Source organism: Serratia sp. 121840015-1 (assembly GCF_053627655.1).
The window spans coordinates 262,218-287,304 of sequence record NZ_JBSEYF010000002.1 but is presented as its reverse complement, the minus strand read 5'-3'; the positions used below and the strand labels follow the sequence as shown (position 1 = coordinate 287,304).

General features: G+C 62.4%; 21 protein-coding genes. 11 read left to right on the top strand and 10 right to left on the bottom strand.

What is annotated here, in order from left to right; translation table 11 throughout:
* Positions 1 to 106: 106 nt before the first annotated feature.
* Together ACUXAC_RS14755 and ACUXAC_RS14750 are read right to left on the bottom strand one after the other, a co-directional pair.
* Positions 107 to 1,291 carry an anaerobic sulfatase maturase gene (locus tag ACUXAC_RS14755; protein ID WP_319856758.1) on the bottom strand — a complete coding sequence of 395 codons (1,185 nt, stop codon included), beginning with the start codon at positions 1,289 to 1,291 and terminating at the stop codon, positions 107 to 109.
* Positions 1,288 to 3,000 carry an arylsulfatase gene (locus ACUXAC_RS14750; protein WP_454266743.1) on the bottom strand — a complete coding sequence of 571 codons (1,713 nt, stop codon included), beginning with the start codon at positions 2,998 to 3,000 and terminating at the stop codon, positions 1,288 to 1,290. The genes ACUXAC_RS14755 and ACUXAC_RS14750 overlap by 4 nt, the downstream gene beginning before the upstream one ends.
* 482 nt (positions 3,001 to 3,482) lie before the next feature.
* Between ACUXAC_RS14750 and ACUXAC_RS14745 the strand changes: the two genes are divergently transcribed.
* The 4 genes from ACUXAC_RS14745 to ACUXAC_RS14730 all read left to right on the top strand — a co-directional run bounded on the left by ACUXAC_RS14745 (position 3,483) and on the right by ACUXAC_RS14730 (position 7,468).
* The gene (locus tag ACUXAC_RS14745) at positions 3,483 to 4,130 is read left to right on the top strand and encodes a helix-turn-helix transcriptional regulator (protein ID WP_038878402.1); all 648 of its coding nucleotides are present in this window, start codon (positions 3,483 to 3,485) and stop codon (positions 4,128 to 4,130) included.
* A 139-nt stretch (positions 4,131 to 4,269) separates the two neighbouring features.
* Positions 4,270 to 5,457: an MFS transporter gene (locus tag ACUXAC_RS14740; RefSeq protein ID WP_049235384.1), complete on the top strand. Its 1,188-nt coding sequence runs from the start codon at positions 4,270 to 4,272 to the stop codon at positions 5,455 to 5,457.
* Positions 5,454 to 6,566 carry a class II histone deacetylase gene (locus ACUXAC_RS14735; protein ID WP_102985494.1) on the top strand — a complete coding sequence of 371 codons (1,113 nt, stop codon included), beginning with the start codon at positions 5,454 to 5,456 and terminating at the stop codon, positions 6,564 to 6,566. The genes ACUXAC_RS14740 and ACUXAC_RS14735 overlap by 4 nt, the downstream gene beginning before the upstream one ends.
* A 95-nt stretch (positions 6,567 to 6,661) precedes the next feature.
* Entirely contained in the window at positions 6,662 to 7,468 is an 807-nt protein-coding gene (locus ACUXAC_RS14730; RefSeq protein ID WP_149570987.1) for an alpha/beta hydrolase, read from the top strand.
* Positions 7,469 to 7,507: 39 nt separating this feature from the next.
* Here ACUXAC_RS14730 and ACUXAC_RS14725 read toward each other — a convergent pair whose 3' ends face one another.
* From ACUXAC_RS14725 to ACUXAC_RS14715, 3 genes are all read right to left on the bottom strand, one after another.
* Positions 7,508 to 7,873, bottom strand: a complete 366-nt coding sequence (locus ACUXAC_RS14725) for a cupin domain-containing protein (RefSeq protein ID WP_015376517.1) — start codon at positions 7,871 to 7,873, stop codon at positions 7,508 to 7,510.
* A gap of 18 nt (positions 7,874 to 7,891) precedes the next feature.
* Complete coding sequence (locus ACUXAC_RS14720) at positions 7,892 to 9,193, bottom strand: NAD(P)/FAD-dependent oxidoreductase (protein WP_089186814.1); 1,302 nt, start codon at positions 9,191 to 9,193, stop codon at positions 7,892 to 7,894.
* A 101-nt stretch (positions 9,194 to 9,294) separates the two neighbouring features.
* Positions 9,295 to 10,053: a helix-turn-helix transcriptional regulator gene (locus ACUXAC_RS14715; protein ID WP_038878388.1), complete on the bottom strand. Its 759-nt coding sequence runs from the start codon at positions 10,051 to 10,053 to the stop codon at positions 9,295 to 9,297.
* 229 nt (positions 10,054 to 10,282) lie between these two features.
* Here ACUXAC_RS14715 and ACUXAC_RS14710 point away from each other — a divergent pair, with 229 nt between their 5' ends.
* Positions 10,283 to 11,410, top strand: coding sequence for an iron-containing alcohol dehydrogenase (locus ACUXAC_RS14710; protein ID WP_100396019.1), 1,128 nt, complete (start codon positions 10,283 to 10,285; stop codon positions 11,408 to 11,410).
* A gap of 266 nt (positions 11,411 to 11,676) precedes the next feature.
* Here ACUXAC_RS14710 and ACUXAC_RS14705 read toward each other — a convergent pair whose 3' ends face one another.
* Positions 11,677 to 12,420 (bottom strand): metallophosphoesterase, encoded by a 744-nt coding sequence (locus tag ACUXAC_RS14705; RefSeq protein WP_087762965.1) that lies wholly within the window; start codon positions 12,418 to 12,420, stop codon positions 11,677 to 11,679.
* A gap of 96 nt (positions 12,421 to 12,516) precedes the next feature.
* Here ACUXAC_RS14705 and ACUXAC_RS14700 point away from each other — a divergent pair, with 96 nt between their 5' ends.
* Together ACUXAC_RS14700 and ACUXAC_RS14695 are read left to right on the top strand one after the other, a co-directional pair.
* Positions 12,517 to 13,539: a type IV toxin-antitoxin system AbiEi family antitoxin gene (locus ACUXAC_RS14700; RefSeq protein ID WP_060440823.1), complete on the top strand. Its 1,023-nt coding sequence runs from the start codon at positions 12,517 to 12,519 to the stop codon at positions 13,537 to 13,539.
* The gene (locus ACUXAC_RS14695) at positions 13,493 to 14,317 is read left to right on the top strand and encodes a nucleotidyl transferase AbiEii/AbiGii toxin family protein (protein WP_060440824.1); all 825 of its coding nucleotides are present in this window, start codon (positions 13,493 to 13,495) and stop codon (positions 14,315 to 14,317) included. The genes ACUXAC_RS14700 and ACUXAC_RS14695 overlap by 47 nt, the downstream gene beginning before the upstream one ends.
* Positions 14,318 to 14,320: 3 nt before the next feature.
* Here ACUXAC_RS14695 and ACUXAC_RS14690 read toward each other — a convergent pair whose 3' ends face one another.
* A complete protein-coding gene (locus ACUXAC_RS14690) occupies positions 14,321 to 15,250 on the bottom strand; it encodes a LysR family transcriptional regulator (protein ID WP_060440825.1) in 930 nt (309 codons plus the stop codon).
* Between the two features lie 135 nt (positions 15,251 to 15,385).
* Between ACUXAC_RS14690 and ACUXAC_RS14685 the strand changes: the two genes are divergently transcribed.
* From ACUXAC_RS14685 to ACUXAC_RS14670, 4 genes are all read left to right on the top strand, one after another.
* Positions 15,386 to 16,726, top strand: coding sequence for an aspartate aminotransferase family protein (locus tag ACUXAC_RS14685; protein ID WP_047729079.1), 1,341 nt, complete (start codon positions 15,386 to 15,388; stop codon positions 16,724 to 16,726).
* A gap of 10 nt (positions 16,727 to 16,736) precedes the next feature.
* Positions 16,737 to 18,245 (top strand): CoA-acylating methylmalonate-semialdehyde dehydrogenase, encoded by a 1,509-nt coding sequence (locus ACUXAC_RS14680; RefSeq protein WP_070915054.1) that lies wholly within the window; start codon positions 16,737 to 16,739, stop codon positions 18,243 to 18,245.
* Between the two features lie 127 nt (positions 18,246 to 18,372).
* Positions 18,373 to 19,749: an APC family permease gene (locus tag ACUXAC_RS14675; protein ID WP_060440827.1), complete on the top strand. Its 1,377-nt coding sequence runs from the start codon at positions 18,373 to 18,375 to the stop codon at positions 19,747 to 19,749.
* Positions 19,750 to 19,751: 2 nt separating this feature from the next.
* On the top strand, positions 19,752 to 20,861 hold the full coding sequence (locus ACUXAC_RS14670) for a DmpA family aminopeptidase (RefSeq protein WP_343181178.1): 1,110 nt from the start codon (positions 19,752 to 19,754) through the stop codon (positions 20,859 to 20,861).
* 35 nt (positions 20,862 to 20,896) lie between these two features.
* On the opposite strand, the gene ACUXAC_RS14665 is transcribed toward ACUXAC_RS14670, so the two are convergent.
* The 3 genes from ACUXAC_RS14665 to ACUXAC_RS14655 are packed head-to-tail and all read right to left on the bottom strand — an operon-like array spanning position 20,897 to position 25,080.
* A complete protein-coding gene (locus ACUXAC_RS14665) occupies positions 20,897 to 22,147 on the bottom strand; it encodes a phospholipase D-like domain-containing protein (protein ID WP_343181177.1) in 1,251 nt (416 codons plus the stop codon).
* On the bottom strand, positions 22,140 to 22,790 hold the full coding sequence (locus ACUXAC_RS14660) for a MotA/TolQ/ExbB proton channel family protein (RefSeq protein WP_019454931.1): 651 nt from the start codon (positions 22,788 to 22,790) through the stop codon (positions 22,140 to 22,142). Before ACUXAC_RS14660 ends, ACUXAC_RS14665 begins: the two co-directional genes overlap by 8 nt.
* Before the next feature lie 46 nt (positions 22,791 to 22,836).
* Positions 22,837 to 25,080: a TonB-dependent receptor family protein gene (locus ACUXAC_RS14655; protein WP_064291107.1), complete on the bottom strand. Its 2,244-nt coding sequence runs from the start codon at positions 25,078 to 25,080 to the stop codon at positions 22,837 to 22,839.
* Positions 25,081 to 25,087 lie beyond the last annotated feature (7 nt).

Here is a 25,087-nt window from a genome sequence, read left to right as displayed (position 1 = left end):
GCCTGATGCATGCAGGTGCTTGCAGGTTTTTCACCGCCAGCGGCGGTAATCTCACTATAGAGAGGAAAGGAAAATGCTGACTATCGTCCTTAAGGACGAGACGCTTTCAACCTGCGGCCGCGCTCACGGCGGCGCGCCACTGCATCGCCCCCTGCGGGCTGCGCGGGTAGGCGCGCAGCGGCGCCAGCAGCGCGGAAAAGAAGGCGTAATAGCCGGCGCACAGCCGGTTGTAGCGATCTTCGCCCACATGCGCCGGGCAGCCGCCCTGGCAGACGCTTTTCACGCTGCAGCGTTGGCACTCGCGGCGCAGGCTCTTGTTTTTACCGAACGGCATCTCCGCCGCCCTTGCCGACAGGGTGGCGAGCGGCGTGTGGCGATCGGCATGGCCGAGCAGGTGCTGCGCGTTGATCAGATGATCGCAGGCGTAAAGCCGCCCGTCCGGCTCCATCACCAGATTGCCGCCGCAGCGTTCGGCGTGTACGCAGCTGGGGCTAACGTGGGTGAAATACTGCGCGTAGACCTGCTCGATGTTCATCACGAAGACCTGGCCGACGTGCCCGCGGCTACGCCAGCGGCGGTATACCGCTAGCATGAAGCGCCCCCAGTTGGCGGCGCTCAACCCATAGCCGGCGGTGGGCGCGTCCCCTTCCAGCATCAGCGGCTGGAACTGCAGATAGCGCGCCCCGATCGCCACCGCATGATCGTAGATCGCCTCGGCGCGATCCGCGACGCCGTCGTGCACCACCATCAGCAGGTTGAAGTCGATCTGATGGCGCTGCAACAGCGCAATGCCGCGCAGCGCCGCGTCATAGCTGGCGCCGCCGCGCTTGTCCGGCCGGTGGGCGTCCTGCACCTCGCGGTCGCCGTCCAGGCTGACGCCGAGGATAAAGTGATGCTGCCGGAACAGCCGGCACCAGGCGTCGTTCAGCAGGGTACCGTTGGTCTGCAGGCTGTTGCTGATCCGCACGCCCGGTGGCGCGTAGCGGCGTTGCAACGCCAGCGCCCGCTTGTAAAAACCGATCCCCGCCAGCAGCGGCTCACCGCCCTGCCAGACGAAGTTGATCTCGCGGCTGTAACGCGGCTGGGCGGCGATATAGCCCCGGATAAATTCCGCCAGCAGGTCGTCGTCCATCTTGCGCATCCGCTCCTGCTGGCGCTGCGGGTAGTAGCAGTAGCGGCAGCCCAGGTTGCAGCCGGCGCCGATCGGTTTCACCAGCAAATGAAAAGGCGCCGCCGCGCGCGGTTCGCTCTCTACCGGGATCTGCTGCGCGCGCAGCTGGGCCAGGTTCATGGCGCCGCCTGCGGCAACGGTTTGTGGGTCTGCGGATCCAGGCCGATGTAGTCGCCGGTGTTGGCGTCGACGCCGAGATAGTCGATCGCTGCACCTTTGGCTTCAATAACCATGCTCTGCTGCGCAAAACGGCGATACGCCTCGCTCAGCCGTTTGACCCGCTCCGGGTCGGCGGCGGCCAGATCGCGCGTCTCCAGCGGATCGTCATGCAGATTGAACAGCCCCCACGGCGCCATCTGCGCCGTCGGCCCGGCCTTCACCAACCGCCGCAGCTTCCAGACGCCGTCCACATAGGCGGCCTGGTTATGCAGCTCCACGCCGTAGGTCGCGCGCGGCACGCCGTCGGCCTCGCCGCTGAAATAGCGCTTGAAGCTGACGCCGACCATCGGCAGCGTCGGTTTGGCCTTCAGCGGTTTGTTGGCGTCGATGCCGGCATAGTCATACAGCGTCGGGGCGATGTCATACACCGCCATCGGCGTGCGGTCGATGCCGCCACGCCCCTTTAGCCGCGGCGCGGAGATGATGAAATCGGTATTGATGCCGCCCTGCGCGCTGGTGGTTTTGTGGTAGTTGGCGTACGGCGCGTTGCTGACGTTGGCCCAGTGCGGCCCGTAGGAAATGAACGATCCCTTGCGGCCGAGGTTGGCGTAGCTGTTGTCGAACTGCCGCCAATACTCCGGCTTCGAGCCGTAGTAGAAGCCGCTGGCGGGGTTGGCGCCGTTGTCGGTGGCGAACACGATCACCGTATTTTGGTCACGGCCGGTCTGCTTGAGGGTGTTCAGCACCGCGCCGACCTGATCGTCCATGTAAGCGATCATCGCCGCGTACACCTGCATGGTCTTGGCTTCATATTTTTGCTGCTCGGGCGTCAGCGCATTCCAGGCCTTATCCAGCGCCAGCGTCGGCATCGGCGTGCGGTCGGAAATCAACCCCAGCGCCTTCAGGCGCTGAATGCGCTGCTGATAGGCCTGCTGGTAACCGGCGTCGTATTTGCCGTCGAATTTGGCGATCCAGTCATCCGGCGCCTGCAGCGGATCGTGCGGCGCGGTAAACGCCAGATAGGCGAAGACGGGTTTGCTCTGCGGCGTATCGCGGATCCACTGTTCCAGCTGATCGGCATAGGCCTTGCTGGAATAGAAATCTTTGGGCAACGACACGCGTTTGCCGTTCAGGGTGTAGAAGGTATGGAACGCCTCCACGGTGCCCAGCGGTTTCGCATCGTCGAAATGGCTGGTGCCGCCCCCCATAAAGGCGAAGGCGCGCTCGAAGCCGCGATCGGTCGGTTTGGCGCCGTCGACATAGCCCAGGTGCCATTTGCCCGCCATCATGGTGGCGTAACCCGCGTCGCGAAAACGCTCCGGCAATGTGGTCACGCGGTCGGTCAGCCGCATTTCATAGCCCGGCTGCGCGGCGGTGCTCTCATACCACCACATGCCGCCCATGCCGGCCTGCTGGTTGGTGTTGCCGGTCATCAGCATCGACCGCGCCGGCGCCGACATCGGCGAGGTGTAGTACTGGCTCATGCGCACGCCCCGTTCGGCCAGCGCCTGCAGGTTGGGCGTCGGTATCTCGCCGCCGAACGGGCTGATGTCGGAGTAGCCCATGTCGTCCACCAGAATGATCAGCACATTGGGGCGATCGGCGTCCGCCCCCTGCGCCAGGCCCGATAAGGCGCCGCTCAACGCCACCGCCAACGTTTTTTTCTGCATCGTTCGTTCCCCGTATGGTCATGCGGACTGAACAACCCGACGCCTCAGCCCGAGAAAGGTCATCATTTTTTCGTCTTATACGTTTGGCGCCGCCTGGCGCTATCTTCAATTCGCAGTGTAGGAAGCGGCGGAAAAGCCTGGCTATCGTTCTTAAGAACGAGGAACGGCTCCAGTCGTGCCGGTTGTAGCACGCGCAGGGCGGCGAGGGCTGCACCCGGACAAACATTGAAAAGCGCTGTAAATTCAGCGGGAAAAGCGGTGAATTATTTCATTAACCTATTAATGAAAATCGCGATAAATCCGAACTGAAAAGCCCTGATTAACGCAGTGTCATCTTGTTATTTATGTGTTTTATTGCAATCGGCCTCACGTTGTTAATATGTTTTTATTGTGTTGCCAAATTGCTACAACTATGCTTGTATCGTTCATATATTGACCGCCAACCTTCTCCAGATTGAATGATAAAGGGAGGAACACGAATCATGCACAGCACCGCATCCGATGCCTTTATCAACAGTTGTTTGGCGACCATCACGCACCTGATCCCGGTGTCCGCCGGGGTGTTTTATCTGGTCGATCGCGACCTGCGGCCGGATCACTACATCCTGCACGGCATGCCCGATAAAACGCATCAGCAGTATCTGAACCACTTCCAGCAGATAGATCCGCTGCAGCCGGCCAATTTCCATCGCCAGGACATCACCATGGTCGGCATGAGCCCGGCGGCGATCGCCGGCAACCGCCGCTATTACCACGACTTTATGCTGCCGAACGACATGCGCGACATGACGGAGATCTTCATCCGCCAGCGCAAGCGCATCGTCGCCGGGGTATCGCTGATCCGCGATACGCCGTTTACCGAAGTGGAGCGCGGCCGCCTGCGCGCGGTGCTGCCGCTGATCGAGCTGGCGACGCGCGATTTGTTGCCCGACGGCGAGGCGCAGCTGCTGACCGCCAAAGAGCAAGAGATCGTCAACATGGTGCGCGAAGGCGCCAGCAATAAGCGCATCGCCCTGAAGCTGGGCATTTCGCTGTCCACGGTGAAAACCCATATGCGCAATATTTTCGCCAAAACCGACGTGGTGAACCGCACCGAACTGGTCGCCGGCGGCTTTCTCGCCCACGGTTAACGCCCGATAACGGCCGCCGCTGCCGACGGCCGGAAAATAACGCCAAAACGTATTCGCCATTTATGGCGCGGCCTCCCCCTGCCCGCAATCGGGCCGGGCGGGATATTTCATCGTCACTCAACGCTTGGGGAAAAGGTTTATGTCCAGTGATTCGGTTTCCGCGCCCGCCGTCGGCGCGGCGCTCCCCTGCCCGCCGCGGCTGCTGACCGCCATTATCGTCTTCGCCGCCATCGCGCCGGGCATTCTGATGACCGCCCCCGCCGTGGCCGCCCAGCTCGCCGCACAATGGCAGCTCGGCCCGGCGCAGATCGGCCACCTGTTCTCCACCGAACTCGGCGCCATGAGCCTGGCCACGCTGCCGGCGTGGTGGTGGATCGGGCGCATCAACTGGCGGCGGGTCGCTACGCTGTCGGCGCTGGTGTTTATCGTCGGCAACCTGGCTTCGGCGCTGGTGCAGGACTTTACCCTGCTGCTGCCGCTGCGCTTTATCGCCTCGCTGGCGGGCGGCACCCTGATGATCCTGTGCATCACCTGCGCCGCCGGCACCGCCAATCCCAGCCGAGTCTATGCCTTCTGGGTGCTCGGCCAACTGGTGCTGGGCGCGGTCGGGCTGCTGGTGCTACCGCCGCTGTTCGCGCACTTCGGCCTGATGGCGGTCTACCTGATTCTGGCGGCCATCATGCTGTGCTGCCTGCCGCTCATCCCGGCATTCCCCAACGGTTTCACCGCCGCCCGCGCCGCCCGCAGCGGCCCCGCCGCCTCGCTGGCGCGCAAGCTGTGCGCCGTGCTGGCGGTGCTGACCTTTTACATCAGCCTGAGCGCGGTCTGGACCTTTATCGGCGGCATCGCCGCCGGCGCCGGGCTGTCGCCGGCCCACAGCGGCCAGGTGCTGGCCGTCGCCACCTTGCTCGGCATCGTCGGCGCGGGGGCCGCGGCGCTGATCGGCGCGCGCTTCGGCGGCGGACGCCTGATCGTGCTGGGGTACGCCCTGCTGCTGGCCAGCGTGGCGCTGCTGACGGGCCAGCCCCTGCTGCTGCGCTTCGCCCTGGCCGCTCTATTGTTCAAGTTCACCTGGACCTTCGTGTTGCCGTTCATTCTGGCGCGGGTCGCCGGGTTGGATAACGACGGCAAGCTGATGAACGGCATCAACCTGGTGATCGGCGGCGGTATGGCCATCGGCCCGACGCTGGCCGGCTCTCTGATCGAATCTTTCGGCGGTTTCAACGCTTTGCTGTTCGGCGCGCTGGGCTGCGCGCTGCTGTCGCTGCTGTTGATTTCGCTGGCTTCACCGCGCGCACCGCGCCGTATAACAGGAGGAGAAAGGTGAAAAGAACAACCGGTTTCTTGTTTGATGAACGCTGTTTCTGGCACAGCACCGGCCTGCACGCCACCACCCTGCCGGTCGGCGGCTGGGTGCAACCGCCTTCGGGCGCCGGCCACGCCGAGTCGCCGGAAACCAAACGGCGCATGAAGAACCTGATGGACGTGTCCGGCCTGTCGCGCCAGCTCACCCTGCTGAGCGCCGAACCGGCGACGGAAGAAGACCTGCTGCGCATTCACCCCGCCCACTACCTGCAGCGTTTCAAACAGGTGAGCGACAGCGGCGGCGGCCTGCTGGGAGAGGAAGCGCCGCTGGGGCCGGGCAGCTATGAAATCGCCAAGCTCTCCGCCGGGCTGGCCTGCGCGGCGGTGGAGGCGGTGCTGCAGGGCGAGCTGGATAACGCCTATGCGCTGTCGCGCCCGCCGGGCCACCACTGCCTGCCGGATCAATCGATGGGCTTCTGCTTCCTGGCCAATATTCCCATCGCCATCGAGCGCGCCAAGGCCCGCCATGGCCTCGGCAAGGTGGCGGTGCTCGACTGGGACGTGCACCACGGTAACGGCACCCAGCACATCTATTGGCAGCGCGGCGACGTGCTGACGCTGTCGCTGCATCAGGACGGCTGCTTCCCGGCGGGCTATTCCGGCGAACGGGATCGCGGCGAAGGCGACGGGGCGGGCTGCAACGTTAACGTGCCGATGCTGGCCGGCGCCGGCGACGACGGCTACCTGCACGCTATGCGGCGCATCATCATCCCGGCGCTGGAAAAATTCGAGCCGGAGCTGATCATCGTCGCCTGCGGCTACGACGCCAACGCCCTCGATCCGCTGGCGCGCATGCAGCTGCACAGCGACAGCTTCCGCGCCATGACCGCGCTGGTGCAGAACGCCGCCGACCGGCTGTGCGGCGGCAAGCTGGTGATGGTGCATGAAGGCGGCTACGCCGAGTCCTACGTACCGTTCTGCGGGCTGGCGGTGATGGAACAACTGAGCGGCGTGCGCACTGAAGTGCAGGATCCGCTGCTAGCGTTTATCCAGCAACAGCAGCCGCGCGACGCCTTCAACCGCTTCCAGCGCGAAGCGCTCGACGAGCTGGCGCGCCAGTTCGGCCTGTAATCCCCTCTTTGCGGGCGCCGCACCCGGCGCCCCTGACAACCTCGCCGCCAGCCGCTACGCTGAAGGGCAACCCTACCCACCATGAGAACAATAAGATGCCCGAACAAACCGTCAGCTTTATCAAAGGCCGTCACGGCGACATCGCCGTGCACGACTGGGGAAACGACCAGCCGCGCTATCTGGCGCTGCTGATACACGGCTACGGCGAGCACCTCGGCCGTTACCAATACGTGGCGCGCACGCTGCAGGCACAGGGCGCGCGGGTGTTTGGCCCCGACCACCTCGGCCACGGCCTGTCGCAGGGCGAACGCGTGCTGATCGAAGATTATGACGCCGTGGTCGACGACGTGCAGCGCGTGGTCAGCCATTTCCGGCAGCGATACCCCACCTTGCCGCTGGTGGTGATCGGCCACTCGATGGGCGGCATGATCGCCACCCGCTACGTGCAGCGCTACGGCGAGGAGGTGCGTGCGCTGGTGCTGTCCGGCCCGCTGCTTGGCGACAGAACGGCGATCTCCGATCTGGCCGAACTGCCGACGATCCCCGACGCGCCGCTGGATACCGCCACCCTGGCGCGCGATCCGGCGGTCGGCGCGGCCTATCAGGAAGATCCGCTGGTGTGGCACGGGCCGTTCAAGCGCCCCACCCTGCGCGCCATGCAGCGGATCCTCGCCGCCATCAACGCCGGGCCGGGCTTCGGCGCGCTGCCCACGCTGTGGATCCACGGCGACGACGATCGGCTGGTGCTGATGAGCGAAACGCAAACCGCGCTCGACCGACTGCGTGGCGACGATTTCGAACGGATGATCAATGCGGGCGGGCGGCACGAGAGCTTTAACGAAACCAATAAGGATCAGATCCTCAAGCGGATGACCGATTTTATTGCGCGGGCGTTAGGCTAAGGCGCTCCCCCTCAGCGGGCCGAGGGGGGCATGACGGCGTCAGCCTTCGACGATGGCGAGGTAGTGTTTGACGAAGCGATCCGAGGTGATGTCCCAGCGCACCGGGGTACCCTTCTCGACGAACCAGGAATCGCCGGCCTGATACTGCACCGATTCGCCGGTGCGTTCGTTGGTCAGGGTCGCGCTGCCTTCCCACACCGTGGCGTGCTCGGCGAACGGATACTCCATCACGAAGCTGCCGCGGGTGCAGCTGAACACGCCGCAGTTCAGGTTGTCGGTCGGTTCGCCGAAGATGCTGGCCACGCCGACGTTTGGCGTGCCGGCGATCACCGTGGCGCCCAGGTTGCTGACGCTGCCGATCTCCAGCAGTTCCGGCAGCGGTTGTTTAAGCAGTAACGGTTTCATGAGATTCTCCTCTGAGGGTTAACGGCGGCCTTTCCAGTAGCCGGATGTCTGGTGCCAAACCTTACCGGCGGTGGTCATCACCCGCCGCAGCTTGTCCTTGCCGAAGATGTTGACGTGCGGGATCGAGCTCATCAGATCGTAACGATCGGATCCTTCGCTCATGCCCTCCGCCAGCACCTTGCACACGATGTGGCTCGGCGTTACGCCGAAGCCGGAGTAGCCCTGTACGTAAAACACATTGTCGCGATCCGGCAGCGTGCCGATCTGCGGGAACAGGTTGGCGCTGCAGCACAGCGGGCCACCCCAGGCCAGATCGATCTTCACGTCTTTCAGGTACGGGAACACCTTCAGCATCAGGTTGCGGTTCCAGGCCTTGAGATCCGACGGGAAATATTCGAGCAAGCGGGTGGCGCTGCCGAACAGCAGCCGGTTTTCGTTGGTCACCCGGTAATAGTCGATCACCGGGCGGATGTCGCTGTAGGCGCCGCGGATCGGGCTGATCTGGCGGATCAGATCGTCAGACAGCGGCTCGGTGGCCAGCTGGAAGGCGTAGGTATTGATGGTCTTGCGGTAGATCTGCGGCTCCATGCCGTTGAGGAAGCCGTTGCAGGCCCACAGCATCTTGTTGGCGCGCACCGAGCCCATGGCGGTGCGCACCGTGATGCGCGGCCCGTACTCCACGTTGAGCACGCTGCTGTTCTCGAAGATTTTCACCCCGTAGCCGCTCAGCGCCTTGGCCTCGCCCAGCAGCAGGTTGAGCGAATGCACGTGGCCGCCGCCCATGTGTTTCAGCGCGCAGGTGTAAGCGTCGGAGCCCACCACCTGCTTCACCTCCGCCCCGGTGTAGAGCTCAATCTCCTCCTGCGGCGCTACCGCCTTGAACTCCTTCAGCCAGCCGCGCAGGGTCTTCTCCTGGCGCGCGTTGCTGCCGAGATAGCCGTAGCCGAAGCAGAAGTCGGCGTCGATGTCATATTTCTTGATGCGCTCGCGGATAATGCCGGCGCCGAGATTGCTGATTTTGAAGATGGTTTCCAGCCCGGCCGGGCCAACGTGGCGCTTGATCTTCTCCAGATCGTGGCCGATGCCGGCCATCACCTGGCCGCCGTTGCGCCCAGTGCCGCCGTAGCCCAGATAGCGGCCTTCGAGAATGGCGATGTTGGTGATGCCCTTCTCCGCCAGCTCCAGCGCGGTGTTGATGCCGGAGAAGCCGCCGCCGATGATCACCACGTCGACGTCCAGATCCTCTTCCAGCGTCGGGAAGCGCAGATCGTATTTTTTGGTCGCCGCGTAGTAGGTTAAGGACTCGATTTCGTTGTTCACTGCCGCACTCCCGATTGCCTATGCCATGACATCGGATTATCGGGAGGCGGCAGCCGTGCCGCTATGTCCCCTTAGGGACATTCGCTACAAAAAATTAACATTCACGCGCTGCGGCGCTGCGGGGCGGTCAGCAACAGGCTGAACAGTTCGGCCTGCGAGCCGATGTTCAGCTTGCCGTAGATGTTCTTGCGGTGATTTTTTACCGTGCCGAGGCTGATGAACAGCCGGTCGGCAATCTGCTGCGAACCGCAGCCGGCGAGGATCAGATCGACGATCTCGCGCTCGCGCGGCGTCAGCAGATAACGCGCCTGCGCGCCATCGTCGTTCCCCGTGTCAGCCTCGGCCGGTGCCGCCACCACTTCGCCATGCAGCCGCGCCACGCTTTTCACCAGCGTCAGCGCGCTGCGCAGATCCGCCCGCTGCGGGTAGCGCACCGCCACCGTGCGGCACGCCGAGCCGAAGAACACCCCCAGCCCGCGCTCCGGCGTCAGCTGCAGCAGCACGCCGGCCTCATCGTGCCAGCCGGTCTTGCGATAAAAATTACGGTAATAGTCACTGTGATAAAACCCGCAGGGCGCCAGCTGGCGCAGCGTGAGCACCTCGCCTTCACCGCCGTCGTTCAGCGCGCGGTAAAACGGATCCTGCAGATAGGCGCCCTGTTGGTAGATCTGGTTAACCGCATCGCTGTTTTCCCGCTCGGTTTTGATCAGGCAGCGCGGCGGCCGGCCGCGTTCGAAGGCATAGACGATGGCGTTGTCGAAGGCGAAAAACCCTTCCAGCCAATTCAACAGGCTGGGATAAAAGCGCGGGCTGGCCACCGCATCGATCACCGCAGACAAGCGTTCAACCTGAATATCCATACCCGCCTCGCCATTATTAATACATTAACAATCTACCGATTTCGGATGGGGTTAGCCGCATGGCGGCCAGTACTGTTAAAAAAAGCATCCGGCGCGCCGAAATGCAAGAACACGATCGTTTACATGTTAAACAACTCACAAGTTGCCGCAGCGGGGAAAGCGGTGGCCGCTCCGCGCCCGCTGGCTTATGCTGTGGCATCGCGCCCTGCAACGCCGTCAAGGAGACCTCATGTCCGTCAGCCACATCATCGCCAACCGCCAGACCTGGTTCGGCCACGGCAGCATCCAGCAACTGCCGCCGCTGCTGCTTGCCGATCCGCAGCCGACGCTGCTGTTCAGCTGCCGATCTTTTCTCAACGGCCCGGTGTACGCCGGCCTGCGCGAATCGCTGACGCCGCTGCTCATCGGCACCGAGATCGTCAGCCACGAGGCGTCGCCGCAGGAAATAGACGCCTGGGTGGCGCGCTGGCGCGGCCAGGCACGGCGCGTGGTGGCCATCGGCGGCGGCAGCGTGCTGGATGCCGCCAAGGCGTTCTCCGCACTGGTGGAGCATCCGCTGCCGACGCTGCGCTATATGGAAAAAGTGGGCGACAGCAAAATCAGCGGCGCCACCCTGCCGCTGATCGCCATTCCTACCACCGCCGGCACCGGCAGCGAGGTGACGCAGAACGCGGTGATCACCGACACCCAGGTCAGCAAAGTGAAGGCCTCGCTGCGCCACAATAACTTCGTGCCGCACACCGCCATTCTCGATCCCCAGCTGCTGGCCGACGCGCCGGACAAGGTGCTGGCCTACTGCGCCATCGACGCCTTCACCCACCTGTTCGAGGCCTATCTGTCGAAAACCGCCGGCGCCATGACGCGCGACATGTCGCTGAGCGGCATCCGCCACTTCCTTGCGGCCTGGCCGGCGCTCAACCGCAGCGACGCGGCGCGCGAAGCGATTATGCAAGCTTCGTACCTTGGGGGGCTGACGCTGAGCGCCGCCGGGCTGGGGGTGATCCACGGCATCGCCGGCGAGATCGGCGCGCTGCGCGACTACCACCACGGCCAGGTCTGCGGCCGCCTGCTGCTGCCGTTCCTTGCCCTGTTGGAAAGCAGCGAACAGCCGCAGCAACGCGCGCTGATGGCCGAGCTGGCCGCGCGCCTGTACCCGCACTGGCAGGGCAGCCCGGAGAGCTACCTGACCGATTTCATCACCCGCCACGCCATCGCGCCGTTCTGGCAGGACGATTTGCCGATTTCCGGCCAGGAACTGGCGGTGGCGCTGGAGAAATCCAACAGCAAGAATTCCTGGATCGACTATGCGCCGGCACAGCGGCAACGGATGATCGAAGAGGCGTTTCGCGTCGAATGATGATATCTACCCTAACTAAATAGTTGGAGCGGCATCCCGGCGGCAAGAGGTGGCTCGCCAGGAGCTTACTCAAGTCAGTGACTGGCGTACGCACTCGCAGCCAACACAGATGCAGTTTCAAGTATGACGGGTATAATCAGATCAACGCACTAGCAGGAGTTAAGGAAATGGGCATCATCGGCTGGATCTTCGCCGGCATCGCGGTCGGCATCCTGGTCGGCGCGCTGATCAAAATCTTCGGCAAGAAGAAAGAGCAGTAAGCGACTTTAAGCAGCATCAAATGCCTGCTCGACAATACCGTCTTTTCTCAACAAATAGCGGCGGTGTGTTCCCAGTTCGAGCAGGCAAAGCGCCCCACGGTTGGCGATATCAAACGCGCCATAATCCAGGTTGCACATATTGCCCAATTGGCGCGCACCTTCACCTGGCGTATGCCCGCACAGTACATAACCGACATTCATTATTGGCCCATCGTACTTGGCACGGTTACGCCGGCGCCCAAAAAGACAGCTATGCGTACTCACCGGGTCTCCAGATTGCAACCCTGTAAGGAACGTTTCGAGGCAATCTATTTCAGGAGGCACCTCAGCATGAATCACGCAATAATCGACTTGAGCGACGGTGAGTTTAATCACCCAAGGGAGCATCATGGCTAACTGCTGGCAGCGGTACCGCATCGCATCGTCCAGTTCAAAAAACCAATCCCCGCCCATCATCTTCCATCTCTGAGCGATCTCACTTTGCCGCTGGCTCTCGGTCGCTTGCCTATAATCAAGCAGCACTTTCTCATGATTGCCCAACACAGAAAAAAACCAGGGCTGCTCAAGTAATGTCAGACACCCCAAACTGTTCGTGCCACGATCGATTAAGTCACCCACGGCGACCAGACGATCACGGCGTGTGTCGAACCCGACATGCTCAAGCAGCACACGTAACTCATCCAGGCAGCCGTGCAGATCGCCAACGGCAAAATCTCGTCCCTGTTCATTCTTGGCCAATTCGGTAATCATCCTTCCTCACCTGTCGAGTAATCACTTGCAGCACACCACTTTTGTTCATAGTATTAATTTGTTCACGACTCATGAACAAAAGGAGAGTATGAACAAATGTCTAAACCAGAAACCGAAGATGCGCTTTTGACCGCAGTAAGCGAAAATTTGCCGACCAACCTGCACCTGACGGTGAAACGCTCTTCGAACAATGAGGACTACGACGGTCTGGCAATCCTGACTGTCGGACGCGATCAAACCTTTGACTTCAAGATAGAGATAAAATCGATCCACCGGAAAGAAAATCTCTTTTTGCTGAAAAAAGCATGGCACGACGATGCAACAGACCAACGTCTGCTTATCTGCCCTCACCTGACCGCCGCTCAAGCCGAGATTTGTGAAGAACTGCGTCTCAATTTCATTGATGCCGCCGGTAATGCCAGCATCGTTACTAAAGGGCTGTTTCTGCGTATTTCCGGCAAAAAGCCGGTTAAATCCCTCACTAATAGTGATAATAGTGCAGCCAGGATCAGTGAAGGAACACTAAAACTACTGCTGGTGTTGTTAAACGACGAACAGGCGATCAATGCAACCTATCGCGAGCTCTCCGCCGCTGCGGGCATCTCACTGGGGATGGTCAGTAAGGCGTTCGAGTATCTGGAAAGTCAGCGCTATTACCGCAAATCGAAAAGCGGACGCAGATTATTGTCACCTGAATCGCTGACAGCACTTTGGCTGCGTGAATATGCAGTCATGATCCGACCAAAGTTAAAAAGGCTCAATCTGGTCGCGCCAACAAACTGGCAAGACCTGACGTTGAAGCCAAACGAGATTTGGGGAGGAGAAGCGGCCGCGGCGCTGCTAACCGAAGGTTATCTTTACCCCGAGACCTTGATGCTGTTTACCCACACCCCATTGCAGCAACGTAGAAAAGAGCTGGGTATGCTTCCTCAGCAACATGGCGGGCTGCAAATGACCGGTGCATTCTGGGGTGAGACGCTGAAACTCACCCTACGTTCTCAGGCCATGCTCAGCATCGCTGAATTACTCGCCAGCCGAGATAGCCGTAATCTCGAAGTCGCCAGGATGATAAATGACAAATACCTTGGTCTTACAGATAGCGCTCTCTTCAGAGACTGAAAAGCTGCTCACGCAAATTGTCACCGTTTGCGCGCAGCAAAATGTGGCTTTCTTCGTTGCGGGCGCAACGGCACGCGAAGTGCTAATACACCATATCCATGGCCGAAGGCCCGGGCGCAGAACCAGCGACATTGATATCGCCATCTTTGTCGATGATTGGTCGTCGTTTACGGAACTGCAGGCGGCTTTCATCGCCGAAGGCGCAACAACCACAAAAGGCAACCCGCACCATTTGATCTGGGCGGAAAACCACTTGGATATCATTCCGTTCGGCGGCGTAGCGGAAGAGAATAAAATCGCCTGGCCTCCCGACCGAGCGATAGTCATGAATGTCGACGGCTTCCGGGAAGCCTTTGAGCATACGGTCGTCGTGCGCTTGTTTAACGGTGCTGAACTGCCGTTTTGCTCTTTACCGGGATTAGCCATGCTAAAAATTTTCGCCTGGCAAGCCCGCGGACATGGGAACGGGAAGGACGCCATCGACCTTTTCACCATCATTAGCGAATATGGCAACATTGAAGAAGAACGCATTTGGGACGCCCCGCTTGAAGAGGATGACCTGGACGCGGATCTGGAGAGAATGGGTGCATTTCTGCTTGGTCTCGATATTGCCGCACTTCTGCAACAAAGTTCACACGGCATTACTGCCGCTCAATTATTGTCGCTGCAAAGCCATAAAATTGTCGATGCGATTGTCTCCTCAAATACCCGGGAAACCCCAGATCGCATTGAACAACTGGTCGAGGATTTTTGGCGCGGCATCGCGTTCAGAGAATAATCCTCATTCCATTCCGTGGGCCGCCAGCAGGCACTCATGGAACAGCTTCACCACCCGCTGCGGCACCGGCGAGCGGCGCAGCACGCTGGAGTATTCGCAGTGATAGCGGAACAGCGCCGGTTTGATCGCCCGCATCATATTCTGCGCCACGAAAAACGCCGCGTAGTGATCCGGCAAAAAGCCGACGTATTTGCCGGACAGGATCAGCGTGGCGATCGACTCCTGCGCGAACCCCGTCGCCTTGCGATGCAAATGTTGCTGCAGGCTCAGTTCCATATTCGGCGAATGGTAGCCTAATCCGGCGAAGGCATAATTGTGCAGCAGATCCCAATTTAATGTTTCATGGGGGGCGGAAAATAATTCATGCTGCGCGCCGCAATATAAGAACATCCTCTCACTGAATAACGAATGATAAGATAAACTTTCCGCGCTGCGGTGCATGGGAATAACGCCAACCTGAAATTGTCCGTCAATGACGCCGCGTTCAATGGTATTAATCGGCTCCACGTACATTTGCAAAGAAACCTCCGGCGCACGCTCGCTGAATAATGCGATGGCCCGGCCGATCTGCGCCTGCGGATTGCTGACCGTATGATCGAATATCGCCACGTGCAGCTGCCCGCCCATGCGCTGGTGCACCTCGTCTACCCCGCGCCGGAACGCCTCGGTGGCCGCCAGCAGGTTGACCGTTTCCTGGTAGATAAGCAGCCCCTCGTCGGTGACCGCAAAGCCCTCGCGCCCGCGCTGGCACAGCGTCAGGCCCAGCCGCTGCTCCAGATCCTTGATGTGCTTGCTGATGGTCGACAGGCTGATATTCAGCTCCAGTTCGGCGGCGCTCATGCCGCCGCAGTCGACCACGGCCTTGAATACCCGCAGCAAACGCAGATCCATATCCGACAATTGCCCTAACAGCGCGCGCTTTTTTACTTGCATAAAACCTTAAGTAAGTTTCGACATATGATTATTCACAGTAGAGAACAAGCGGTACATAGTCAATTTCGCACAACAATTCGTTAACAACTCGATTTATTTCATTAATCGCTCTTATTTTCCTGTTCGGAGGAAAACATGGCCGCTGAAAATCACCCGCTAAATAGTCTCGATGCCGAAGGGTTAGAGGCCCATTGGATGCCTTTTACCGGTAACCGTAATTTTAAAGCGCAGCCGCGCATCATTACTCAAGCCGCGGGGGCGTATTACACCAGCCATGACGGCAGAAAGATTTTCGACGGCCTGTCCGGGTTATGGTGTTGCGGATTGGGGCACGGCCGGCAGGAAATCACCGACGCCGCCCAGCGCCAGCTGGCGACGCTGGATTACTCGCCGGCGTTTCAGTTCGGCCACCCGCTGTCGTTCGAACTGGCCAACAAGATCAAGGCACTGACGCCGGCGGGGCTGGATTACGTGTTCTTCACCGGCTCCGGATCGGAAGCGGCGGACACCTCGCTGAAAATGGCGCGCGCTTACTGGCGCGCCAAAGGCCAGGCGGGCAAAACCTGCTTTATCGGCCGGGAAAAGGGCTATCACGGCGTTAACTTCGGCGGTATCTCGGTCGGCGGCATCGCCGGCAACCGCAAGACGTTCGGCGCCGGCGCCGAAGCGGACCACCTGCCGCACACCCTGCTGGCCGGCAACGCCTTTTCGCGCGGCATGCCGCAACAGGGGGCAGAGCTGGCGGAAGAGCTCAACCGCATCATCGCGCTGCGCGACGCCTCAACGATCGCCGCGGTGATCGTCGAACCCTTCTCCGGCTCCGCCGGGGTGATCGTGCCGCCGGTCGGCTACCTGCAGCGCCTGCGCGAAATCTGTACCCAGCATGACATCCTGCTGATCTTCGACGAAGTGATCACCGCCTTCGGCCGCTGCGGCGCGATGACCGGCGCCGAGGCGTTCGGCGTCACGCCGGACATCATGAACATCGCCAAACAGGTGACCAACGGCGCGCAGCCGATGGGCGCGGTGGTGGTGCGGCCGGAGATCTACCACACCTTCATGAACGGTGGCGAGCCGGACTACCAGCTCGAATTCCCGCACGGCTACACCTACTCCGCCCACCCGGTCAGCTGCGCGGTCGCGCTGGCGACGCTGGACATCCTGCAGCGCGAACAGATGGTGGAGCGCGTACAGGCGCTGGCGCCCTACTTCGAGCGCGCGGTACACAGCCTGCAAGGAGCCAAACACGTCGCCGACATTCGCAACATCGGCCTGGCGGCCGGCATTACGCTGGCGGCGCGGCCGGGCGAACCGGCGCGGCGCCCCTTCGAGGCGGCGATGCGCTGCTGGGAAAGCGGATTTTACGTGCGCTACGGCGGCGACACCCTGCAGCTGGCGCCGCCGTTCATCAGCAGCGAAGCGCAGATCGATGCGCTGATCAACGCCGTGGGCGACGCCCTCAACGCCACCGAATAAGGAGAGAACCATGACCATTACCCATTGGATCAACGGCGAGCCCGCCGCCGGCGGCGAACGCAGCCAGCCGGTTTACGACCCGGCCACCGGCCAATCGGCGCAGGAGGTGCAGCTGGCCGACCGCGCCACGGTGGAGCGCGCCATCGCCGCCGCCGAACAGGCCTATCCCGCCTGGCGCGACACCCCGCCGCTGAAGCGCGCGCGCATCATGATGAAGCTCAAGGATCTGCTGGAGCAGCACGCCGACGCCATCTGCCAACTGATCACCGCCGAGCACGGCAAGGTGCTCAGCGACGCCCTGGGCGAACTGCAGCGCGGCATCGAGAATATCGAATATGCCGGCTATGTGCCGGAACTGCTGAAGGGCGAACACAGCAAAGAGGCCGGCCCGGGCATCGACAGCTGGAGCGAGTTTCAACCGTTGGGGGTGGTGGCGGGCATCACGCCGTTCAACTTCCCGGCGATGGTGCCGCTGTGGATGTGGCCGATGGCGGTGGCGTGCGGCAACACTTTCGTGCTGAAGCCTTCCGAGCGCGTGCCTTCCGCCGCGCTGTATATCGCACGGCTGGCGGCGGAAGCCGGGCTGCCGCCGGGGGTGCTCAACGTGGTCAACGGCGATCGCGAAGCGGTGGAGACGCTGCTGCATGACGGGCGCGTCAAAGCGATCAGCTTCGTCGGTTCGACGCCGGTGGCAGAACACATCTATCACACCGGCTGTGGGCAGAACAAACGGGTGCAGGCGTTGGGCGGCGCCAAGAACCACGCGGTGGTGCTGCCTGACGCCGATATCCCCGGCGCGGTCGGCGCGCTGATGGGCGCCGCCTTCGGCTCCTGCGGCCAGCGTTGCATGGCCATCCCGCTGGTGGTGGCGGTGGGCAACGGCACCGCCGAAGCGCTGATCGCCGGGTTGCGGCAACAGATGGCCGCCATGCGCGTCGGCCCCGGCAGCGACAACCGCAACGACATGGGGCCGCTGGTGACCCAACAGCATTATCAGAAGGTAAAAGGCTATATCGATCAGGGCGTAGCCGAAGGCGCCGAGCTGCTGGTGGACGGCCGCGAGCTGAGCGTGATCGGCGCAGACGGCCGCCCCAGCCAAGGGTATTTCCTCGGCCCGACGCTGTTCGATCGCGTGACGCCCGGCATGCGCATCTATCAGGAGGAGATCTTCGGCCCGGTGCTCGGCGTGGTGCGCGCGGCGTCGCTACCGGAGGCGATGGCCTTGATCGACGCCCACGAATACGGCAACGGCACCTGTCTGTTCACCCGCGACGGCGAAGCGGCGCGCTACTTCTCTAGCCGCATTCAGGTCGGCATGGTGGGGATCAACGTGGCGCTGCCGGTGCCGGTGGCCTACCACTCGTTCGGCGGCTGGAAGCGCTCGCTGTTCGGCGATCTGCACGCCTACGGCCCGGACGCCGTCAGGTTCTACACCAAACGCAAGACCGTGACCCAGCGCTGGCCGGCCTCCGGCGATGCCCGGCGCGCCAGCTTCAGCTTCCCGTCGGGACAGGGGTAACACATAAGAACAATAAACTTCCGGGGAGCAACGCTCCCCGGCATTTCCGCGCGCTCCATTTGATTCCTGCGTACAGCCTGTGCAGCAAAACAATAATTCACTCACACGTTAATGGAGTCGTTATCCCATGAAAGAGTCCGCCCCTGAACACACCTTCAAAGGCAATCTCAGCGTCCTCGACGTGGTGATGATCACCGCGTCCGGCGTGACGCCGGCCAGCTCCATCTTCGTCATCGCCCCGCTGGCGATCGCCAGCGCCGGCAGCGGCGCCTTTCTGTCGTTTCTGATCGCCGCCTGCGTCGCCGCCGCCATCGCGCTGTGCTATGCCGAGCTCGGCGCCGCACACCCCAGCGCCGGCGGTGAGTACAGCATCATCAAGCGCCTGTTCGGTACCCTGTGCGGGTTGCAGACCTACCTGTTTATCCTCAGCGCCTCACTGTTCGTGCCGGCGGTGCTGGCCACCGGCGCGGTGCCCTACCTGAACACCGCGCTGGGCACCCAGTTCGACGCCTCGACCGCCGGCATGCTCACCGTGCTGGTCGGCGGCATCTGCGCCATTTTCAACATCAAAGCCAACGCCCTGCTGACCGGCGCCTTTCTGGTGGTGGAAGTGGCGGTGCTGGCGCTGATCGCCTGGCTCGGCTTCAGCCACCCGCATCAGAGCACGGAGATCCTCACCGCGCCGGTGATGCTGGACGCGCAGGGCAGCCTGGCGCCGGTGTCGCTGCCGCTGATCGTCGCCATGGTCGGGGTCGCGCTGTTCTCCTACAACGGCTACGGCGCGGCGGTGTACATGGCGGAAGACATGCGCGAACAGGGCAGACCGATGGCGATCGCGATCATGCTGACGCTGGTCATCGTGGTGCTGGTGGAACTGGTGCCGTTCACCGCCCTGCTGATCGGCTCGCCGTCGCTGACCGAGATGGCCAAACAGGCCGATCCGGTCGGCTATGTGGTCACCCAGCTCGGCGGCCCGACGCTGGCGCGGGTGGTAAGCGGCGCGATTTATCTGTCGGTGTTCAACGCCATCATCGCCATCGTGGCGCAGTTCAGCCGCATGATGTTCGCCAGCGGGCGCGACGGCTTCTGGCTGCCGACGTTTAACCGGGCGCTGAAAATCATCCACCCGCGCTTCGGCACTCCCTGGATCGCCACCCTGCTGTTCGGCGTGCCGTCGGCGCTGCTGGCGTTTTGCTCCGATCTCGAATCGCTGACCTCGTTCACCGTGATCCTGCTGCTGCTGGTGTATATCATCATGGCGGTGGCGGCGCTGATCAGCCGCCGTCGCCGCCACTTCCACCACCCGTACCTGATGCCGCTGTGGCCGCTGCCGGTGGTGGTGGCGCTGCTGTGCTGCCTGTACGTGCTGTGGACGATTTTGATCGCCAGCAGCCTGAAAGACTTTATTATCATTGCCGGCATTATCGGCTTCGGGCTGGCGCTGAACCATCTGCGCGGCCGCCAGACGGCGCCCCTCGCCGCCCCCTCAATAGAAGGAGAATAACCATGACGCAGCGCGCTCAGGATCTGGGCATCATCATCGGACAGGGCACGCCCGGCCCGCTGAACGCCATCACCGACGTGCCCGGCGTGCGCGTTGGCCATGCCAGCATTCATGCCGATTTGGCGGACGGGCGCAGCGTGCGCACCGGCGTGACGGTGATCGAACCGCGCCCCGGCTCCGCCCGCCACGCCCCCTGCTTTGCCGGCGTGCACGTGCTGAACGGCAACGGCGACGCCACTGGCCTGGAATGGGTGCGCGAAGCGGGCCTGCTGACCAGCCCGATCGCCTTCACCAACACCCACAGCGTGGGCGTGGTGCGCGATGCGTTGATCGCGCTGGAGCGTGAAACGCTGCCCGCGGGCGACAACGCGGTGTATTGGAATATGCCGGTGGTGATGGAAACCTTCGACGGCCTGCTCAACGACATCAACGGCTTTCACGTCAAGGCCGAGCACGTGCGCCAGGCGCAGCAGGCGGCCCGGGGCGGCTTGCCGCAGGAAGGCGCGGTCGGCGGCGGCAGCGGCATGATCTGCCATGAATTCAAAGGCGGCAGCGGCACCGCGTCGCGCCGCTTGCCCGCCGATCAGGGCGGCTGGACGGTGGGCGCCATCGTGCAGGCCAACCACGGCAAGCGCGAATCATTGCTGGTCGGCGGTTACCCGGTAGGCCGGCATCTGGGGCATCTCCCCTCGCCGTTCACGCCGCAGTTGCCGCATCCCGGCATGGGCTCCATCGTGGTGGCGCTGGCGACCGACGCGCCGCTGTTGCCGCACCAGTGTGCGCGGCTGGCGCAGCGCGCCAGCATCGGCATCGCCCGCACCGGCGGCGGCACCGAGGACTCGAGCGGCGACATTTTCATCGCCTTCGCCACCGGCAATGACGGCCTGCCGCCCGCCGACTACGCCGATAAAGGCGCCTTCACCACGCCGCTGCGCATGGTGAACAACGACTACATTTCGGCGCTGTTCGCCGCAGCAGCGGAAGCGGTGGAGGAAGCGATCGTGAATGCGTTGCTGGCGGCCAATACCGTCAGCGGCAACGGCCACCGGGCGGAAGGGTTGAGCGCCGAGCAGCTGGTGACGGCGCTGGGGAAGGCCGGCTGGCGGCGGTAAAAACACAGGGCGCGGGGTTAACCGCGCCCTGCCTATCAGGATTCGCCGCCCGGTTTGGGCGTCGGGTAGTCGTAATCCAGCCGCAACGGTTCGGCGTAGACGCTGTTCCACAGCTGTTGGTACAGCTGGTCCAACCGCCCGCTCATCGCCGCACTGTGCATCACCAGCTCCAGATTGCGCGAGTTGTCCAGATAGCCGCCGGTCCAGTTGCTGGTGCCCACCCAGGCAATCTCATCGTCGATGGTCATCAGCTTGCTGTGGATCACGCGGGCAAACGGAATGAAGCCGCTGCTGGCCGGTGGTATGGTCACCACTTTGATCTGCACGTTCGGCACCAGCGCCAGGCTCTTCAGCCAGGCGATATCCGGCTTTTTGGTGTTCCAGTTGGCCACCATCAGCTCGATCTGCACCCCGCGCGCCGCCGCGCTGCGCAGCGCGTTGTCGATCACCGCGTAGAAGGGGCGGCTGCGTTCGGGGCCGAACGACAGCGGCGCGTAATCCATCACCTGCACCCGCACCCGCCGCTTGGCGCCGGCCAGCAAGCGCGGCAGCTCGGCCTGCGAGTCAATCACCCCCGCCGGGTTGTAGGCGCGCGGGCTGGCCACCAGATAGTTGCCCTGCGTCGGCGCCGTCATCGGCGAATCGGGCAGCGGCGGCACCGGTTTATCCTGCGCCAGCAGCGCCTGCGCCTGCCAATCTTGCTCGAAGATCGCCTGGATCTGCCCCACCACCTTGGCGTCGCTGATGCGCAGCCCGGTTTCGTGAATATGCTCCAGCGCGCGCCAGTCGAAGTTCTGGCTGCCGACGAACGCCTGCTCGCCGTCCACCAGCAGATACTTGGCGTGCAGGATGCCGCCGCTCAGCTTCTGGTAAGGAATGATGCGCAGCTCCAGATTGGGGATCGCCTTCAGCTGTTCCAGCGTCTCAGCGGTAGAAATGCGAATGCCCTTATCTTCCACCAAAAAGCGGATTTTCACCCCGCGTTCGCCGGCCGCCTTCAGGTGCTGCAGCACGCCATCCAGCAGCGAACCGTCCTGATTCGCCACGTAGAACTGCCCCAAATCGATGCGGGTTTTCGCCGCGTCGAACATCTCGCGCCACACCTCGGCGGTGTTGCGCAGGTCGTCGGCCTGCAGCGCGGTTTCCACCGGCGCGGTGTACACCAGCTCGTAGCCGGGAATCGCAAAACGCGCCGCAGCGCTCTGGCTCAACATCAACAAACAACCGCCCCACAATGCCGTATAAAGGCGGCCGAACGGCCGCCGTACTGGATGGCCATTAGGCATAGCGCGGCGCTCCGCTGTCAACCCATTGTTCGCCGCTGCCGCTCTCCGGGCGGCTGGCCGGTTGGCCGGCGCGGATCAACAGCACCTTCAGCAGTTCGTTGATGCGCTCCATGCGGCTCTGCAGGAAGTTGTTGGCCACCAGGCACAGCAGCGCGATGGCGATGCCGAGGCCGGTGGCGTACAGCGCGGTGCCCATCCCGGCCGACACCAGGCTCGGCTCGGACACCCCCGAGGCGGCCAGCGCCTTGAAGGTTTCGATGATCCCCATCACCGTGCCCAGCAGCCCCAGCAGCGGCGCGGCGGTGACCACGGTTTCCAGCAGCCACAGGCCGCGCGCCATCGGTGGCTTGCTCAGCAGGTACTGGGCGTCGATCAGATCGCCGATCGCCTCGCGGTCGCCGGCGCGGTGCTTCTGCGCCAATACCGGCGCGATCACCGCCATCGGCAGGCTGTTACGCTGGGTCAGCTCGTCCGGCAGATCGGCGGCGCGGCGTACGTCCGGCGTCAGCGCCTGCTCCAGCCGGCGCGCCTGGCGCTGGGTATAGGCGAAGTACAGCGTGCGTTCGATGATGATCACCAGCGCGATCGCCAGCGCGGCGTACATCACGTAGAAAATAATGTCGTGCAACAGATTGGCGTCCATACAGGGCTCCTCTTTCCCGCCGCCCGGCAGGCGGCGGGGTATTCAGTTAAAAGGTGGCTTCCAGCGAGACGCTGAAGGTGCGTTCTTCGCCGACGTTGTAATACGGCGTGCTGGCTTTCACGCCGCCGTAAGGTGCCGCGTTGAAGGTGGTGGTGCGCACCGAGGTCAGGTATTCCTTGTCAAACAGGTTGCTGATGCCAAAGCGCAGCGCAGCGCTTTTGACGATTTTCTTGTCCACCGGCAGATGCACCCCCGCCGCCAGATCGAACACCGTGCGGCCGCCGATCTTCTCGTCGTTGGTCAGATCGCCGTAGAACGAACTGACGTACTTGCCGCTGACGCTGCCGTAATACAGCCCGTCGTCATAACCCAGCGTCATGTTCAGCAGATTTTTCGGCACGTTCGGCACCTCTTTGCCGGAGGTCGGCAGCGGCAGCCCGCCGTTGCTGACAATGTCGCTCTTCTGCTTCGACTCGGTGTAGGTATAAGAGGTGTAGTAGTTGAAGTTATGCGGCAGTTGGCCGCTCCACTCCAGCTCCAGCCCTTTGTTCTCCACGTTGCCGATGTTCATCATCTCGTAGTCGCCGGCCGAGTTGGTGGTGGAGATTTGGCGATCGCTGTAGCGCATGTAAAACAGCGTGGCGCTCAGCAGCATGTCTTCCTGCTGGAAACGCCAACCCAGTTCGTGGTTCCAGCTCAGTTCCGGCTTGGTGCTGAGCGAGTCGCCGACGTTGTACAGCACGTAGTTTGGCGGTGTGCGCATGTTGCGCGTCAGGTTGTAGAACACCTGGTTTTCCTGATTCACCTTATAGCTGGCGCTGAAGTTCGGCAGGAATTCATGATAGGTGGCTTTGCGCTTCTCCGGCACGTTGTACAGGCTGCCGCGGTTGTCCCCTTTGCGCTCCACGTACTGATAGGCCAGGCCGCCGACGAAGGTCCAGTCCGGCGTGGCGAACCAGGTGTCCTGCAGCCACACCTTCTGCGCCGGAGTGATGGTGTACTGGTTGCGCCCCTGAACGGTGTTGCCGTTGGCGTCCTTCACCTGATCGGATCCGCCCGGCTGGCCCCAAATCTGCGACGGGTTGCCGTCGCCCTTGATGCTGATGAACGGCTGAGTCTGCAGCTGACGTGCGCGCTCATACCAGTAGCCGACGTCCAGGCTGTGCTGCTCGTTGATGTCCCACTTCAGCTTGGTGGTGATGCCCGGCCGCCAGGTTTGGGTCCACGACGGGCGGTAGTAGGTGTTGGATTTCAGGTTGCTGAGATCGTACTGCCCGGCCTTGCTGGAGGTGTTGGACAACACCGACGCCGTCTGGCCGTTGAAGCTGCCGCCGTTGCCCCAGTAGTAATACGGCTGCAGGGTCAGCGACAGGTTATCGCGCAGCTGCAGCTTCTGGGTGAACGACAGCGTGAAGTTTTCGAACGGGTTGCGTTCAATCTTGTAATACTTGTTCAACTGTCCTTTGTTGTTGTACTCCGGCGTGGTGACGTAGTCGGTGTCACGGCCGTCGTTTTGGAACTGCGCCTTGCTCAGGGTGTTGTAGTTGGTGTTGTTCTGGCGGTTGTACTTCATCACCAGATTGCTGCTGTTGCCGTTGCCGTCTTCATACAGCGAGTTCATCTCGAACTTGTCGGAGTACAGTCGCCCTTCGCCGCGCCACTTCTTCGCTTCGGTGTGCGAATAGGAGAGCCAGTTACTGAAGCCGTTGTACTCGCCGGTGTCTAGGCGGGCGAAGGTTTTGCTCAGGCTGTTGCTGCCCAGCGTCTGCTTGACGAAACCGCCGAAGTCTTTCGCCGGGCGGCGCGTCACCAGGCCGATGTTCCCGCCGCTGGAGCCGATGTGCGGGCCGTCCGCTTCGGAAGACCCCTGGGTGACGAACACCTCCTCCAGGTTTTCCGCATCGCCGAGCAGGTTCGGGTATACCGCGTAGTTGCCGGAGTCGTTGATCGGAATGCCGTCCATCGACAGGCCGATCTGATCCGAGTTCATGCCGCGCATGGTGTAGTCCACGCCGCTCAGGCCGCTGGCGTCGTTGCTGTTGACGTTCAGGCCCGGCGTGTATTTCAGCTTGTCGATGGCGTTGGCCGCCGACGGCATTTTGTCCATCGCCTCTTTGGTGACGGTGGAGCGCGCCTTGGCGCTGTCATCCTGCACCATCATGCCGCCGCCGAGCGACTGCCCCTTGACGCTGATGGTGCCGACATCGGTGGCGTCGGCCGCCAGCGCGGCGCCCGGCAGCATCGCCGACATCACCGCCAGATAGATCCCAGAACGATTAAACGATTTCATTGTGTGC